Consider the following 15,173-nt stretch of genomic DNA (forward strand, 5'->3'; position numbering starts at 1 on the left):
AGATAGGTGCCTACTGTTGTAAGTAGGTTTTTTCTTGTTTTTATAAATAGTGCAGAGGTAGAAGACTAGGAGTGAACCGAGTATGCAGAAAGAAACAGCTATCATAATTGGAGGCGGTCCGTGCGGATTAGCAGCAGCAATTTCGTTGCAAAAGGTAGGGATTAATCCGTTAGTAATTGAAAAAGGAAACATTGTAAATGCGATTTATAATTATCCAACTCATCAAACATTTTTCTCCTCTAGTGAAAAATTAGAAATTGGTGAAGTAGCTTTTATTACCGAAAACCGTAAGCCAGTTCGAAATCAAGCACTTGCGTATTATCGCGAAGTAGTAAAGCGTAAATCTGTACGCATAAATGCTTTCGAACGAGTAGAGAAAGTTCAAAAAGATGGAGAAGTTTTTAAGGTTGAGACGACGAAACGTGACGGACATAAAGAAATATATATAGCGAAATATATTGTTGTAGCCACTGGATATTATGACAATCCAAATTATATGAATGTTCCAGGTGAGGAACTGAAGAAAGTAGCTCACTATTTTAAAGAAGGACATCCTTATTTTGATCGAGATGTAGTAGTTATAGGTGGAAAAAACTCAAGTATAGACGCTGCGTTGGAACTTGTTAAAGCAGGAGCGCGTGTAACGGTACTGTATCGTGGAAGTGAGTACTCGCCGAGCATTAAGCCGTGGATTTTACCGGAATTTGAGGCGTTAGTACGAAACGGTACAATTCAAATGCATTTTGGGGCTCATGTGAAAGAAATTACTGAACATACATTAACGTATACCGTTGATGACGGGGCATTTACAATCCAAAATGATTTTGTATTTGCGATGACGGGTTACCATCCTGATCATAGTTTCTTAACGGAGATGGGCGTTCGAATTGATGAAGAAACTGGGCGTCCGATTTATACAGAGGACAGAATGGAAACAAATACTGAAAATATTTTCATTGCAGGTGTAATTGCCGCTGGGAATAATGCAAATGAAATATTTATCGAGAACGGTAGATTTCATGGAGATGCGATTGCGCAAACCATTGCGTCGAGAGAAAAATAAAAAGAAGCTGTCGAAAAATTCGACAGCTTTTTTTATTCGTGCATAAACATATTTTGGATTGTTTCATGTGATTTTGTATTCTCTAATGCGACTAGTAATTTAATACGTGCTTTTTGAGCGTTTAAGCCGTATGTGAATATAACGCCCATATCTTTTAATTGTTTGCCGCCACCTTCATATGAATATACGTCTTGAACGATACCATTGAAGCAACGTGAAACTAATACGACTGGAATTCCTTTGCTTATTAATCGTTCTAAACTAGGGAGTGTACGTGGAGGCAAATTACCTTGTCCAAGCGCTTCAATGACAATTCCGTCAACTGGAAGGTTTTCAATTGCTGCTAATAATGTATCATCCATACCAGCATATGCTTTTAGAACAACTACGTTTTTAGAGATGTTATTCACTGTATACGTTTCATGATGTACTAAAGCGTGATGGAAGACAACACCACGTTTTGTTACCATTCCAATTGGTCCATATTGTGGACTTTGGAATGTTGCAACATTACTTGTATGTGTTTTCGTTACATTTGTAGCACAATGAATTTCGTCGTTTAATACGACTAGAACACCTTTTTCTGCAGCTTCATTACTGCTAGCTACTTTTACAGCTGATAAGAAGTTATATAGACCATCAGCACCTAATTCATTACTAGAACGCATTGCGCCTGTTACTACGATTGGAATAGTTGCTTTGACTGTTAAATCTAGGAAATATGCGGTTTCTTCTAATGTATCCGTACCATGCGTAATGACTACGCCATGAATGTTGTCTTGTTTTACTCTTTCATCAATGATGACTTGTAATTGTAACATCTCGCTTGGTGTCATATGAGGAGATGGTAGATGGAACACATCTTCAACGATTAAATCAACATCGCCTTCTAAATCAGGAATAAATTTTAAAAGAGGATTTTTTTCTCCTGGTTGTACGACCCCAGTTTCTTTATCTTCCTCCATTGCAATTGTTCCACCTGTGTGTAAAACTAGGATTCTTTTCAATGCTTATACCCCTTTCAAGTTGAAAAATACATTTAGAACATAACATGTTTTGAGTAAATTCGACAATGAAAATGTATAAAAGCATGCTTGGAATATGACAATAAATTTAATTGCGCTATGTACGTTGTATAAAATCATGAAATGTAATGTGTAAGTATATGGTGGGAAGGAGTGGATATCTTGAAGAAGGTGGAGAAAATTATCATTCGTATATTAATAATTCAATTTATTTGTCTTTGTGTTGTGCAATTGTTATTTATACATAAGTCATCAATAAAATATCTATCTAAAATTGTTTATTATGAAGGTGTCGTCGCGAAAAATAAAGAAAAAATCTTACAGGTGAGTAGGTAGTTTTCATTTTCTTCTAGGGAGGATTATGCTACAATAATTGAGGATTTAATGACGTGAAGCAAATGAGAAGAAGCAGGGATGAATACCTGCTTTTCGTTTTGTTTTATAAGTGAAAAAATGAGGTGTTACAATGGATAAACGAATTTCAATTGCTATAGATGGTCCAGCAGCTGCTGGGAAAAGTACAGTTGCAAAAGTTGTGGCAAAGAAGCTTTCTTACGTTTATATTGATACAGGCGCAATGTACCGTGCTATTACATATGCAGCCCTTGAACAAAAAGTGGATATTGAAAATGAAGAAAAGCTAATGGAAGTTGTAAAAAATGTGAATATTGAATTTCAACAAGGAGAAAATACACAACTTGTATTTTTAAATGGACAAGATGTTTCGGAAGTTATTCGTACGCCTGATGTGACGAATCGAGTATCTATTGTGGCAAAGCATCGTCTTGTTCGTGAAGAAATGGTTCGTCGTCAACAAGAATTAGCGGAAAAAGGCGGCGTTGTAATGGATGGCCGTGATATTGGTACACATGTGTTACCAGATGCTGAAGTGAAAATCTTTATGCTTGCTTCTGTAGAAGAAAGAGCGGAAAGAAGACATTTAGAAAATATAAATAAAGGTTTCGATTCTAATTTAGAGCAGTTACAAGAAGAAATTGCTCAGCGTGATAAATTGGATTCAGAACGCGAAGTTTCTCCTCTAAAAAAGGCTGATGATGCATTGGAATTAGATACAACTTCTTTATCAATTGAAGAAGTTGTCCAAAAAATTATGGGTATTGTTTCAGGAGTATTTGCGAAATAAAGAAAGGGGATTATCCTCTTTCTTTTTTTGTTTGTATAGAAATGTAAAGGATACGTGAATTGTGAGTCTCTTTCCTTGACAAATGAGCCGATTTATAAGAAGTTAGTTAAAGAGGAACAAAACTGTCAGAATATATTCGCTATTATATTTCAAAACATACTTTCTTCAAGATGATTTTGCTGTATACTATTTATATAGGATTAATATATTTTCTTATGAATGCTATTGAAAAAGAGTATGTGATGATAAATTCTTAAACATGCAAATGAAAACATTTGTTTTCATTTCGTATATACATAAAAATGCTTTGTCAATTCTGTAGGGAGGTATTTCCATGGTAGAGAAAATGAATGAAGAAGTTATGGATTCAAAAGAATTACAAGTTGGTGACGTTGTTACAGGTTCTGTAACGAAGGTTGAAGAAAAACAAGTGCTTGTAAATGTTGGATACAAAACAGATGGCGTAATTCCAATTAGTGAATTAGCTAACGTTCATATTGAAAAAGCAAGCGATGTTGTAGAATTAGATCAAACACTAGAATTGAAAATTATTAAATTAGAAGAAGATGATCTTGTTTTATCTAAACGTGCTGTTGATGCAGAAAAAGCATGGGTAGAATTACAAGAGAAATTTACTTCTGGTCATGTATTTGATGTTACTGTAAAAGATATCGTGAATGGTGGATTAGTTGTGGACCTAGGCGTTCGTGGTTTTATCCCAGCTTCACTTGTAGAAGTACATTATGTAGAAGACTTTTCTGACTATAAAGGAAAAACATTAGCGGTAAAAATTGTTGAATTAGACCGCGAAAAAAATCGTGTAATCCTTTCGCATAAAGCGGTAGTAGAATTAGAACTAGATTCTAAGAAAAAAGAAGCAATCTCTTCGTTAAAAGAAGGGGATATTGTTGAAGGAACAGTACAACGATTAACGGATTTTGGTGCTTTCGTTAACGTTGGTGGTGTGGACGGTTTAGTTCACATTTCGCAAATTTCACACGAACGTGTGGAGCAACCATCTGAAGTGCTAGAGCAAGGTCAAAAGGTAAAGGTAAAGGTGCTATCTGTTGATGCTGATACGCAACGTATCTCTTTATCAATTAAAGCAGCTCAGCCGGGACCTTGGGAAAATGTTGCTGGTGAAATAAAAGCTGGTGATATTCGTGAGGGAGTAGTAAAACGTCTAGTTACATTCGGTGCTTTCGTTGAAATTTTACCTGGCGTTGAAGGGCTTGTGCACGTATCTCAAATTGCAAATCGTCACGTGAAAAATCCAAATGAAGTATTGGAAATGGGACAAGAAGTAAAAGTGAAAGTACTTGAAGTACATGTAGCGGAAAAACGTATTTCTTTAAGTATAAAAGAAGCACTTGAAGAAAATAATGTAACAGAAGATTATAGCAAATATGAGCCAAATGCTGATTCTGCTACTTTCCAATTAAGTGATATTATTGGTGAACAACTGAAAAAATTAAAGAAATAAAGAGGGGTACGAGTGGTAAGGGCAAAACGTAAATTAGATCATATTGAATATGCTCTTTCTACTGGTCAGTCTCGTACGCATGGCTTTCATGATATTGATTTTGTGCATCAAAGCTTGCCAAATTCAAGTTATGATACTATAACATGTGAAACAAAAATCGGCGAACTTTCACTAAGTTCGCCGATTTTTATCAATGCGATGACTGGTGGTGGAGGAGAGCAAACGTTACATATTAATGAGCAACTAGCATATGTAGCGAAACATCATAATCTCGCTATGGCTGTAGGTTCGCAAATGGCAGCGTTAAAAGATGAGCGTGAGGCGGCTTCTTATAAGGTCGTTAGAAAGATAAATCCAAATGGGATTTTCTTTGCGAATTTAGGTAGTGAGGCAACTGTCGAACAGGCAGAGCGTGCCGTTGATATGATTGAAGCAAACGCACTACAAATTCATTTAAATGTTATACAAGAGTTAACGATGCCTGAAGGAGATCGTGATTTTACGGGGGTACTTCAGCGGATTGAACAAATTGTTTTAAAGAGTAAAATTCCTGTCATTGTAAAAGAAGTTGGATTTGGGATGAGTAAGGAAACAGTGCAACAGTTAGTGAGTATAGGTGTAACGGCAATTGATATTGGTGGACAAGGTGGTACAAATTTTGCTGCTGTTGAAAATGAAAGAAGACAGCGAATGCTTTCTTATTTTAATAACTGGGGCATACAAACAACTACCTCGATTATTGAAGCAACCTCTACAAATAACAACCTCTCTTTTATTGCATCTGGGGGCATACAAACAGCGCTTGACGTGGCGAAGGCAATCGCATTAGGGGCGAATACAACCGCATTTGCTGGATACTTTTTACGTATTTTAATGCAAGATGGTATCGAGAAGTTAGTGGATGAAATTGATCTTTTACATACAGATTTAAAATTTATTATGACAGCTCTTGGTGCGAAGACGATAGAAGAGTTGCAATCTGTACCTCTTGTTGTAAAGGGCGAAACGTATCATTGGTTAATGCAGCGTGGTATTGATACAACGCATTATAGTAGGAGATAAAAAACCAACCGAACGGTTGGTTTTTTGTTTTTTATTCTTTTTTGTAATATAAAGTAGGGAACGGAATTAGTATTCTATAAAAAACAGACGTTTAATAAAATTAATTGTATATAAAAATATTATTCGGCGGAATTTGCAATTGAAAAAGAGGTTGCAAAAATGAAAAAATATAGAAGAGGTGATGCTGAATTATTAGAGAGAGCTTAAATTTCCTATGGGAAATAGGTGAAGGTGAAATTAAGTCATGGGAAGATTAGTATATAAAATATTATTTCAATATAAATAAAAATCATTAAAATAATTATGAAAAAAGACGGTTTCGGACAATATCGAAACCGTCTTTTTGTATGTTTAGTGCTGATTTTGCTTGCGAGCTTGCTCTGGTGTATCAAGACTTGTTGCACCAGGATATTGAAGTGATTGGTCGCGATCCGATTCAACGCGGCGTGATTCTCTTAGTTTTCGTTCTTGGCGATCTTTACCCATTGTGAATAGCACCTCCTTATTAAAAGTGTTGCTGTTATATGAAAAAACTATGCGTAAAGAAAGGGGGATTAACTTTCATAAAAAGTTCCCATAATGGAAAACATAGGAGGTGAAATGATGGATGGGAGTACTTTTTATTTTGTAGCTTGGATAGGGTGGGTTATCGTAACTTTCTTTATGAAAAAGGAATCTATTCGATGGAAGTTAAGTGCTTGTATATTGATTTTTATAATTTGCTCTCCGTTACATGTAACGATTGCTTCATTCGCGGTATCAATAAATGCTCTTTTACTTTGTATTATTTCTTTTATAGGGATTACGCTATATTCTATTTGGAAAAAAATATATACCTTACTTTCGGCGCTTATTATTGCAATGTTATATACAAGTTTTCATTTGTTAGAAGTATATGACCCGATTTGGATTGTGGTGGATAGGTTGTTTCTGTTAAGTGGTGCCCTTGTGTATGCATCAGTTTTATTGCATGGAGATCGTTTCCTGCGATTATGTTCTTTATATATAGGGATGTTGCAAGGAGAGTTGTTAGTGATACTTATTTTTCGAAAACTAAACTTCCCTTATGATTACGGTAGTTTAGCGTTTTTTGATATCATCGCCGTTTCTACATTGTTTATGACAATTTTATTTTGGATTGCAAAAGTATCAGTATACATGGAACAGTTTAAGCGGAAAACACGTAAAAGAAAGGCGAGGGTAATACATGACTGAATATACACCAGCCATTTTATGTGGCGTAATAGCAGGGACGGTAACGAGAGTGTTAATGCTTCGCACGGATACGCGGCAATATCCAACGAGGCTTCATGGGAAAATTATTCATATTGCGATGGGGTTAATTGCCGCAGCTTTAGGAGCGATTGCAATCCCGTCTATTTTGAAAAAAGATTTTTCTGCCATTACATTTCTTACGTTAGCAGCGACGCAATTTCGTGATGTGCGTAATATGGAAAGAAATACGCTTCAACAATTAGATGGATATGAGCTCGTACCGCGTGGAAATACATACATTGAAGGAATTGCATTAGTTTTTGAAAGTCGCAACTATTTGGCGATGTTAACGTCGTTTGCAACGACGTTTGCGTATATAGGGTTCCATTCATGGATTGCTGGAGTAATTATGGCTATAATAGCATTTTTTATTGCGAAAAAATTAATGTCAGGCAAAAGGTTACATGATCTTGTTGATATCGAGCATGTACCGCTTCGCTTTGAAGGAGCGGGGCTTTATATTGATAATATTTATATTATGAATATTGGATTGCCGGCAAGGCAAGAAGAAATTATGAAATATGGAATGGGTTTTATTTTAAAACCGAAATCAATTGATGCGATGGTTACAATTGCAAATTTAGGACAACGGCAAGCTATTTTACATGATGTCTCTGTTGCTCTAGGGATATATAGGGATTCAGGTACACCAGCACTTGTACCGTTAGCAAAGCGTGATTTAGAAGATGGAAGAGTTGGCATCTTTGTCTTGCCGCAAGACCAAGATGCTGAGAAAGCGATAGGTGTCATAGGGAATGTGCCAACGCTAGAAAGTGCCGTTCATATGTCATCGGAAGCCCCGAAAGGAAGGGGAGATAAAAGATGATGTTAGAAAGTGTTATTCTCGCAGTAATTACAACGACACCGGAAAAGTTTGCAGGCGGAGCTCCCTTATTTACTTGTGAGACGAAAGAGGAACTAGAATTTGTTGCAAATAATTTAGAGGCGATATTAGATGGTATTGCGCATCGCTTACAAGAGAATGTATATATTATTGTGAAACATTAGCAACGTGTGTTATAATATGAGGTGTTTTGATACGTTGAGAAATATTCTGGAATGCAAATCCCTTCTTGCACAAAGAAGGGTTTTTTACATAATAAACAGAAGCAAGTTGAAAGGATGAAAGTATATGCCGAAACCAGTAATAGCAATAGTAGGCCGCCCGAACGTAGGAAAATCTACTATTTTCAATAGAATTGTTGGAGAAAGAGTTTCAATCGTAGAAGATATACCAGGTATAACGCGAGACCGTATTTATAGTGCGGGAGAATGGTTAAATCATGAGTTTAACATTATTGATACAGGTGGAATTGATATTGGAGACGAGCCGTTCTTGACACAAATTCGTCAACAGGCGGAAGTAGCGATTGATGAAGCAGATGTTATCATTTTTATGACGAATGGTCGCGATGGTGTAACTGCAGCAGATGAAGAAGTTGCTAAAATTTTATATCGTTCTAAAAAACCTATTGTACTTGCGGTAAATAAGGTTGATAATCCAGAAATGCGTAGTGACATTTATGATTTCTATGCATTAGGATTCGGTGAGCCATTCCCGATTTCAGGTACACACGGTTTAGGACTTGGTGATTTGTTAGATGAAGCTGCAAATCATTTTCCGAAGATTGAAGAAGAAGCGTATGACGATGAAACAATCCGTTTCTCTTTAATTGGACGTCCAAACGTAGGGAAATCATCACTTGTAAATGCACTTCTTGGTCAAGAACGTGTAATTGTAAGTAATATAGCAGGAACGACACGTGATGCTGTTGATACACCATATAGCAAAGATGGTCAAGATTATGTAATTATCGATACAGCTGGTATGCGTAAAAAAGGGAAAGTATACGAAAGCACAGAAAAATATAGTGTACTTCGTGCGCTTAGAGCGATTGAACGTTCTGACGTTGTTTTAGTCGTTTTAGACGGAGAAGAAGGAATTATTGAACAGGATAAAAAAATTGCTGGATATGCTCATGATTCAGGACGAGCTGTTATTATCGTTGTAAACAAATGGGATGCAGTGAAAAAAGATGAGAAAACAATGAAAGCATTTGAAGAAAATATTCGTGCTCATTTCCAATTCTTGGACTATGCACCGATTGTATTCTTATCTGCGAAAACGAAAAAACGTACACAAACATTGTTACCAGTTATTAATGAAGTAAATGAAAGTCATAGTATCCGTGTACAAACGAATGTATTAAATGATGTAATTATGGATGCTGTAGCGATGAATCCAACGCCGACTCATAATGGTAGCCGTCTGAAGATCTTCTATGCGACACAGGTTGCGGTAAAACCACCGACATTTGTTGTGTTTGTAAACGATACAGAATTAATGCACTTTTCATATGAGCGCTTCTTAAAGAATCGTTTACGTGAAGCGTTCGGTTTTGTAGGAACACCGATTCACATTATCGCTAGAGCAAGAGACTAATGGAGAGGATGTGATTTTATGACAAAAATCACAGTAATAGGAGCAGGTAGCTGGGGAACAGCGTTAGCGATGGTATTAGCTGACAATGGACATGATGTACGTATTTGGGGAAATCGTTCTGAACTTATGGATGAGATTAATGCGAAACATGAGAATAGTCGATATCTTCCAGGAATTACATTGCCAAGCACAATCGTAGCCTACTCTTCTTTAGAAGAAGCATTAGTAGATGTAAATACAGTACTGTTAGTAGTACCGACGAAAGCGTACAGAGATGTATTACAAGAGATGAAAGAAATTGTTACAGAACCAGTTACGTGGATTCATGCAAGTAAAGGGATCGAACCAGGTACGTCAAAACGTATTTCGGAAGTGATTGAGGAAGAAATTCCAGAGAACTTGATTAAAGATGTTGTTGTACTGTCTGGACCGAGTCATGCTGAAGAAGTCGGCTTACGTCAAGCGACAACTGTTACATCGGCAGCGAAGCGTATGGAAGCGGCTGAGGAAGTACAAGATTTGTTTATGAATAGCTACTTCCGTGTATACACAAATCCTGATATTGTTGGAGTTGAGCTTGGTGGTGCGTTAAAAAATATTATCGCATTAGCTGCAGGGATAACGGATGGTCTTGGATTAGGTGATAATGCGAAAGCGGCATTAATGACACGTGGTTTAACGGAAATTGCTCGTTTAGGAAGAAAAATGGGCGGAAATCCTTTAACGTTCGCTGGTCTAACTGGTATGGGAGACTTGATAGTAACTTGTACAAGTGTTCATAGCCGAAATTGGCGCGCTGGAAATATGCTCGGAAAAGGGCACTCTTTAGAAGAAGTGTTAGAAAGTATGGGGATGGTTGTAGAAGGCGTAAGAACAACGAAAGCTGCTCATGAATTGGCAGAGAAGATGGAAGTTGAAATGCCGATTACAGCTGCTTTATATGACGTGTTGTTCAATGGGAATAATGTAAAGGATGCAGTAGGCTCATTGATGGGACGCGTTCGAAAACATGAAGTGGAAGCTATACCTGATTTACTTTAAATAAAAGCGACAGAAGTACAATTTGTACTCCTGTCGCTTTTTTATTTTTTGATTGGGTCTTTTCACCATTTTTTTATTTTTGCATAGGATGAAGTGTAACTTGAGGAGAGGGTGAAAAGAATGGATAATAACATTTTTAATAATATTGAGAAGGAAGCGAAAGTGAACAAAGAGGATATTTTTAAATTAGCGTCATCTGTACAAAATGCGAATTTACGTGATGAAACTGTGCTTCGTCAATTGATTCATCAAGTAGCTCTTATGGCAGGACGTGAGGTGCCGAAAGAGCAAGAGGATCAAATTGTAAAAGCGATTATTAACAATAATATGCCAGCAGATTTTGGCTCGTTAAGCAAAATGTTTAAAAAATAAATTATGAGAAACAAAGAGATTGTAGATTTATGATAGCCATGAAAGAATGGGAATAGAGCTGGTAAGGGCATATTTGGTCAACCGAAGCGCAAAATAATGCGCTTCGGTTTTATTTTTGTACATAAATTTTGTTTATTTGCATTAAAATGATGAATTGTATTTGTTTAAAGATTTTAATTTGTTAAAATAGTATAAAAATAGATTAAAAGTAAAGGGGTGTATATATGTCAGAAGGGCTTATAAAAATGTGGTTTTCCTTAGGGGCAATGGGATTTATGTTTGTTGCAGTAGTTTTTATTTTATTAAGTAGGCATAAAATGAAAAATAAATTTCTGAAAGGGATTACAGCGTTAGTAGCGTACACCCTCATGATTGTGTCGGGTATTGTTATTTTTCTTGTTGTATTTAGTGGACCTGTGGAGCAGTAAGAGGAGTCTATCTCAAAATGTTACATAAGGAGTAAGTTATACTAGCGTGAAAAGGTGATTGTTAGTGAAAAAAATCCATATTATTTTAATATTTTGTTGCATCAGCGTTTTAACAGGGTGTATGTATCCGAAAGAAAATATGAAACAAAATGCTGTTCCTTATGAAGATCAGTTACAAGTTGTTCAAAAAGCTATTACGACATATAAGGAACAAAATGGTGGGATATTGCCAATTAAAACGCGTGATATGAGTACACCTATTTATCAAAAGTATCCAATCGATTTTCAAAAAATTGCTCCGCGCTACATACAAGAAGCACCAGGGAATGCGTATGAAAGTGGAGGGGTATACCAATACGTATTAATAGATGTTGAAACAAATCCGACCGTAAAGTTAATTGATATAAGGATGGTTGAACAAATTCAGGAATTATCATTAAAACTAAGGATGTACCGTGATGAACATAGATATCCACCGTTTAAAAAAGTAATTTCAGACGGGGTATATGAATTGGATTACAAAAAACTAGGATATAAAGATGTACCGCAAGTGACAAGTCCGTATTCTGGTAAAGGACTTCCTTTTGTAATCAATGAAAAAGGAGAAGTATTTGTTGACTACAGAATCGACTTATATGAAGTGTTGAAAAAAAATGAAGGGCAATTTAAGGAAGGAGAAGATATTCGAAATATACTATTGAAAGACTCGCCATTTGTTCCCGCATATTCTTTACCGTATACGGTGAAGGACGGAGAACCAATTTTTTTTAAATCATAAGTCATGAACCTTTCTTTTAGCGAATAAGTTCTAGAAGAAAGGTTTTTTATGTTATACAACTTGTGATGCAAACAAAAAGTATTTTTTAAATAGTCATATGAAATTGGACAAAATTATTTGATATATTGTCCGAACTTCTAGAATACCATTATATTATATCAGATATTATAGGCAACGTTAGAGAAGGTATTAGTTGACTATATACGCGGAATTATTCCCAAAAATTTTGAGGGAGGGAATCACTTGGAAAAGGTAGATATTTTTAAAGATATTGCGGAACGCACAGGCGGTGATATTTATTTTGGAGTTGTAGGAGCTGTTCGAACAGGGAAATCAACATTCATTAAAAAATTTATGGAACTTGTTGTTATTCCGAACATTGAGAATGAATCTGATCGCCAAAGAGCGCAGGATGAACTGCCTCAAAGTGCTGCTGGTCGTACAATCATGACGACGGAACCGAAGTTTGTTCCAAACCAAGCGGTTTCTATCGAAGTAGATGAAGGACTTGAAGTAAATATTCGATTAGTAGATTGTGTTGGATATACGGTTCCAGGAGCAAAAGGCTATGAAGATGAGAATGGCCCGCGTATGATTAATACTCCTTGGTATGAAGAGCCTATTCCATTCCATGAAGCTGCAGAAATCGGCACGCGCAAAGTAATTCAAGAACATTCAACAATTGGTGTTGTAATTACAACGGATGGAACGATTGGCGAAATACCAAGAAGAGATTATATAGAGGCAGAAGAACGCGTTGTAAATGAGTTAAAAGAAGTTGGAAAGCCTTTCATTATGATTATCAATACTGTACAGCCGTATCATCCGGATACAGAGCAATTACGCCAAAGTTTATCTGAAGAATATGATATACCAGTAATTGCGATGAGTGTAGAGAGTTTAAGAGAAACAGATGTATATAATGTACTTCGAGAAGCGTTATTTGAGTTCCCAGTATTAGAGGTGAATGTAAACCTTCCTAGTTGGGTAATGGTGCTAAATGAAGGGCATTGGTTACGCAAAAGTTATCAAGAAGCAGTTCAAGAGACTGTGAAGGATATAAAACGTCTTCGTGATGTGGACCGTGTCGTTTGGCAGTTTAGTCAATATGAATTTATTGATCGGGCAAGTCTAGCTGGCATTGATATGGGGCAAGGTGTGGCAGAGATTGATTTATATGCGCCAGATGAATTGTACGATCAAATTTTAAAAGAAGTAGTAGGGGTAGAAATTCGAGGGAAAGATCATTTACTGAAGCTTATGCTCGACTTATCTCATGCGAAAATAGAATATGATCAAGTGGCGGATGCCCTGCGTATGGTAAAGCAAACAGGATATGGTGTAGCAGCACCTGCACTAGCTGATATGAGCTTAGATGAGCCGGAAATCATACGTCACGGTTCAAGGTTTGGTGTGAAATTAAAAGCGGTAGCTCCATCTATTCATATGATTAAAGTAGATGTTGAATCGACGTTTGAGCCGATTATTGGTACTGAAAAGCAAAGTGAAGAATTAGTTCGTTATTTAATGCAAGATTTTGAAGATGATCCATTATCAATTTGGAATTCCGATATATTCGGACGTTCGCTTAGCTCTATTGTTCGAGAAGGAATTCAAGCAAAACTATCTTTAATGCCAGAAAATGCTAGATATAAATTAAAAGAAACACTAGAAAGAATTATTAATGAAGGATCTGGCGGATTAATTGCGATTATATTATAAGAAAAAATCCCTCTCATTGTAGAGGGATTTTTTTATTCTTTACGTATCGAATAGAAAAATAAACAGTCATTATCTAATACATTGTTGTAAATTGTCAAGTTTCATCAGATTTTCACATTTTAAGAGTAACAATTTCCTTAAAAATATTGAATTATAAAGGAGAATCGTATAATATAGGCGTTGATAATGATTTATCTACATCTTTGTAGTATAGAATTTGTAAAAATTGCCTACAAATGAAAGTAAGACTCATTTTATGATCATTATACAGTCTTATCTTTGGGAGGAGGTGAATGGCATGAACAAGACAGATTTAATCAATGCTGTTGCAGAAGCAAGTTCCCTTTCTAAAAAGGACGCAACAAAAGCAGTAGACGCTGTTTTTGATTCTATCTTAGAAGCTTTAAAACAAGGTGATAAAGTACAATTGATCGGATTCGGTAACTTCGAAGTTCGTGAGCGTGCGGCTCGTAAAGGTCGTAACCCACAAACAGGTGAGGAGATTGAAATCGCTGCAAGTAAAGTACCTGCATTCAAACCTGGTAAAGCGTTAAAAGATGCGGTTAAATAATCCTTACATATTAACAGGGAAGAAGAGTTTCCTTTTTGGGAACTCTTCTTTTTGCTTTTAAAAACATAAATATGCTAGAATGTGTTCGTATCACTTTTAGGTTTTCGGGAGGGCTAGCGGATGGCAAAAGTTAATTTAGAACAAATTGAACACGCAGTACGCCTTATTTTAGAGGCAATCGGAGATGACCCAAATCGTGAGGGAGTACTTGATACACCGAAGCGCGTTGCAAAAATGTACGCAGAAGTGTTCTCGGGGATGCATGAAGATCCAAAAGAGCATTTGCATAAAGTATTCGGAGAAGATCACGAAGAGCTTGTACTAGTAAAAGATATACCATTTTATTCGATGTGTGAGCATCATCTAGTTCCATTCTATGGAGTTGCTCACGTTGCATATATTCCGCAAGGCGGAAAGGTGACGGGGTTAAGTAAATTAGCTCGTACTGTAGATACAATTGCACGTCGTCCACAACTACAAGAACGTATTACATCAACAGTGGCTAATTCTATCATGGAAGTACTAGAGCCGCATGGTGTAATGGTAGTAGTAGAAGCAGAACATATGTGTATGACGATGCGTGGTGTGAAAAAACCAGGTGCGAAAACGATAACGACGGCAGTACGTGGTGTGCTTGAAAATGATGCTGCAGCGCGTAGTGAAATTTTATCTTTTATTAAAACGAAGTAAAGAAAAGCGGGAAACTGCTTTTCTTTTTTTTACAAGTAAATAAATGATATAGTGTTAGTTGGGCAGAGTGAGAATA

General features: G+C 36.4%; 18 protein-coding genes. 16 read left to right on the top strand and 2 right to left on the bottom strand.

What is annotated here, in order from left to right; all coding sequences use genetic code 11:
* Positions 1 to 82: 82 nt before the first annotated feature.
* Positions 83 to 1,063, top strand: a complete 981-nt coding sequence (locus ACS2MN_RS11500; RefSeq protein WP_001168501.1) for a YpdA family putative bacillithiol disulfide reductase — start codon at positions 83 to 85, stop codon at positions 1,061 to 1,063.
* A 32-nt stretch (positions 1,064 to 1,095) separates the two neighbouring features.
* On the opposite strand, the gene ansA is transcribed toward ACS2MN_RS11500, so the two are convergent.
* Positions 1,096 to 2,070 (bottom strand): asparaginase, encoded by a 975-nt coding sequence (gene ansA / locus ACS2MN_RS11505; RefSeq protein WP_000822002.1) that lies wholly within the window; start codon positions 2,068 to 2,070, stop codon positions 1,096 to 1,098.
* A 180-nt stretch (positions 2,071 to 2,250) separates the two neighbouring features.
* Here ansA and ACS2MN_RS11510 point away from each other — a divergent pair, with 180 nt between their 5' ends.
* From ACS2MN_RS11510 to ACS2MN_RS11525, 4 genes are all read left to right on the top strand, one after another.
* Entirely contained in the window at positions 2,251 to 2,424 is a 174-nt protein-coding gene (locus ACS2MN_RS11510) for a DUF5359 family protein (RefSeq protein WP_000754952.1), read from the top strand.
* 130 nt (positions 2,425 to 2,554) lie between these two features.
* Positions 2,555 to 3,232: a (d)CMP kinase gene (gene cmk, locus ACS2MN_RS11515; protein ID WP_000361259.1), complete on the top strand. Its 678-nt coding sequence runs from the start codon at positions 2,555 to 2,557 to the stop codon at positions 3,230 to 3,232.
* A 334-nt stretch (positions 3,233 to 3,566) separates the two neighbouring features.
* Positions 3,567 to 4,715, top strand: coding sequence for a 30S ribosomal protein S1 (rpsA, locus tag ACS2MN_RS11520; protein ID WP_000229553.1), 1,149 nt, complete (start codon positions 3,567 to 3,569; stop codon positions 4,713 to 4,715).
* Positions 4,716 to 4,727: 12 nt separating this feature from the next.
* Positions 4,728 to 5,777: a type 2 isopentenyl-diphosphate Delta-isomerase gene (locus ACS2MN_RS11525; RefSeq protein WP_000251049.1), complete on the top strand. Its 1,050-nt coding sequence runs from the start codon at positions 4,728 to 4,730 to the stop codon at positions 5,775 to 5,777.
* A gap of 351 nt (positions 5,778 to 6,128) precedes the next feature.
* On the opposite strand, the gene ACS2MN_RS11530 is transcribed toward ACS2MN_RS11525, so the two are convergent.
* Positions 6,129 to 6,263 (bottom strand): YpzI family protein, encoded by a 135-nt coding sequence (locus tag ACS2MN_RS11530; protein ID WP_000513901.1) that lies wholly within the window; start codon positions 6,261 to 6,263, stop codon positions 6,129 to 6,131.
* Between the two features lie 117 nt (positions 6,264 to 6,380).
* Between ACS2MN_RS11530 and ACS2MN_RS11535 the strand changes: the two genes are divergently transcribed.
* From ACS2MN_RS11535 to folE, 11 genes are all read left to right on the top strand, one after another.
* Positions 6,381 to 6,992, top strand: coding sequence for a YphA family membrane protein (locus ACS2MN_RS11535; protein WP_088055417.1), 612 nt, complete (start codon positions 6,381 to 6,383; stop codon positions 6,990 to 6,992).
* Complete coding sequence (locus ACS2MN_RS11540; protein ID WP_000141591.1) at positions 6,985 to 7,878, top strand: YIEGIA family protein; 894 nt, start codon at positions 6,985 to 6,987, stop codon at positions 7,876 to 7,878. The genes ACS2MN_RS11535 and ACS2MN_RS11540 overlap by 8 nt, the downstream gene beginning before the upstream one ends.
* Entirely contained in the window at positions 7,875 to 8,060 is a 186-nt protein-coding gene (locus tag ACS2MN_RS11545; protein ID WP_000979055.1) for a capping complex subunit for YIEGIA, read from the top strand. The genes ACS2MN_RS11540 and ACS2MN_RS11545 overlap by 4 nt, the downstream gene beginning before the upstream one ends.
* Positions 8,061 to 8,184: 124 nt before the next feature.
* The gene (gene der, locus ACS2MN_RS11550; protein WP_001125887.1) at positions 8,185 to 9,495 is read left to right on the top strand and encodes a ribosome biogenesis GTPase Der; all 1,311 of its coding nucleotides are present in this window, start codon (positions 8,185 to 8,187) and stop codon (positions 9,493 to 9,495) included.
* Between the two features lie 18 nt (positions 9,496 to 9,513).
* Positions 9,514 to 10,536: an NAD(P)H-dependent glycerol-3-phosphate dehydrogenase gene (locus ACS2MN_RS11555; protein ID WP_000161759.1), complete on the top strand. Its 1,023-nt coding sequence runs from the start codon at positions 9,514 to 9,516 to the stop codon at positions 10,534 to 10,536.
* A gap of 120 nt (positions 10,537 to 10,656) precedes the next feature.
* A complete protein-coding gene (locus ACS2MN_RS11560; RefSeq protein WP_000369753.1) occupies positions 10,657 to 10,908 on the top strand; it encodes a stage VI sporulation protein F in 252 nt (83 codons plus the stop codon).
* A 224-nt stretch (positions 10,909 to 11,132) separates the two neighbouring features.
* Positions 11,133 to 11,336 carry a DUF2768 domain-containing protein gene (locus ACS2MN_RS11565; protein WP_001289001.1) on the top strand — a complete coding sequence of 68 codons (204 nt, stop codon included), beginning with the start codon at positions 11,133 to 11,135 and terminating at the stop codon, positions 11,334 to 11,336.
* A gap of 64 nt (positions 11,337 to 11,400) precedes the next feature.
* Positions 11,401 to 12,114 carry a hypothetical protein gene (locus tag ACS2MN_RS11570; protein WP_198129861.1) on the top strand — a complete coding sequence of 238 codons (714 nt, stop codon included), beginning with the start codon at positions 11,401 to 11,403 and terminating at the stop codon, positions 12,112 to 12,114.
* Positions 12,115 to 12,357: 243 nt separating this feature from the next.
* Entirely contained in the window at positions 12,358 to 13,836 is a 1,479-nt protein-coding gene (gene spoIVA, locus ACS2MN_RS11575; RefSeq protein ID WP_000416518.1) for a stage IV sporulation protein A, read from the top strand.
* 298 nt (positions 13,837 to 14,134) lie between these two features.
* Complete coding sequence (locus ACS2MN_RS11580; protein ID WP_001043860.1) at positions 14,135 to 14,407, top strand: HU family DNA-binding protein; 273 nt, start codon at positions 14,135 to 14,137, stop codon at positions 14,405 to 14,407.
* A 120-nt stretch (positions 14,408 to 14,527) separates the two neighbouring features.
* Positions 14,528 to 15,097, top strand: a complete 570-nt coding sequence (gene folE / locus ACS2MN_RS11585) for a GTP cyclohydrolase I FolE (RefSeq protein ID WP_001151479.1) — start codon at positions 14,528 to 14,530, stop codon at positions 15,095 to 15,097.
* Positions 15,098 to 15,173: the final 76 nt, after the last annotated feature.

The sequence above is a fragment of the Bacillus cereus group sp. BceL062 genome, assembly GCF_051780025.1.
GTDB lineage: Bacteria > Bacillota > Bacilli > Bacillales > Bacillaceae_G > Bacillus_A > Bacillus_A toyonensis.

What these genes read in the sequence shown, in the direction of transcription:
- ACS2MN_RS11545 (WP_000979055.1), top strand. Translation starts at nt 7,875, where the DNA reads ATGATGTTAGAAAGTGTTATTCTCGCAGTAATTACAACGACACCGGAA.
- ACS2MN_RS11555 (WP_000161759.1), top strand. Translation starts at nt 9,514, where the DNA reads ATGACAAAAATCACAGTAATAGGAGCAGGTAGCTGGGGAACAGCGTTA.
- ACS2MN_RS11560 (WP_000369753.1), top strand. Translation starts at nt 10,657, where the DNA reads ATGGATAATAACATTTTTAATAATATTGAGAAGGAAGCGAAAGTGAAC.
- ACS2MN_RS11530 (WP_000513901.1), bottom strand. Translation starts at nt 6,263, where the DNA reads ATGGGTAAAGATCGCCAAGAACGAAAACTAAGAGAATCACGCCGCGTT.
- ACS2MN_RS11535 (WP_088055417.1), top strand. Translation starts at nt 6,381, where the DNA reads ATGGATGGGAGTACTTTTTATTTTGTAGCTTGGATAGGGTGGGTTATC.
- ACS2MN_RS11500 (WP_001168501.1), top strand. Translation starts at nt 83, where the DNA reads ATGCAGAAAGAAACAGCTATCATAATTGGAGGCGGTCCGTGCGGATTA.
- folE (WP_001151479.1), top strand. Translation starts at nt 14,528, where the DNA reads ATGGCAAAAGTTAATTTAGAACAAATTGAACACGCAGTACGCCTTATT.
- der (WP_001125887.1), top strand. Translation starts at nt 8,185, where the DNA reads ATGCCGAAACCAGTAATAGCAATAGTAGGCCGCCCGAACGTAGGAAAA.
- ACS2MN_RS11540 (WP_000141591.1), top strand. Translation starts at nt 6,985, where the DNA reads ATGACTGAATATACACCAGCCATTTTATGTGGCGTAATAGCAGGGACG.
- ACS2MN_RS11565 (WP_001289001.1), top strand. Translation starts at nt 11,133, where the DNA reads ATGTCAGAAGGGCTTATAAAAATGTGGTTTTCCTTAGGGGCAATGGGA.
- ACS2MN_RS11580 (WP_001043860.1), top strand. Translation starts at nt 14,135, where the DNA reads ATGAACAAGACAGATTTAATCAATGCTGTTGCAGAAGCAAGTTCCCTT.
- cmk (WP_000361259.1), top strand. Translation starts at nt 2,555, where the DNA reads ATGGATAAACGAATTTCAATTGCTATAGATGGTCCAGCAGCTGCTGGG.
- rpsA (WP_000229553.1), top strand. Translation starts at nt 3,567, where the DNA reads ATGGTAGAGAAAATGAATGAAGAAGTTATGGATTCAAAAGAATTACAA.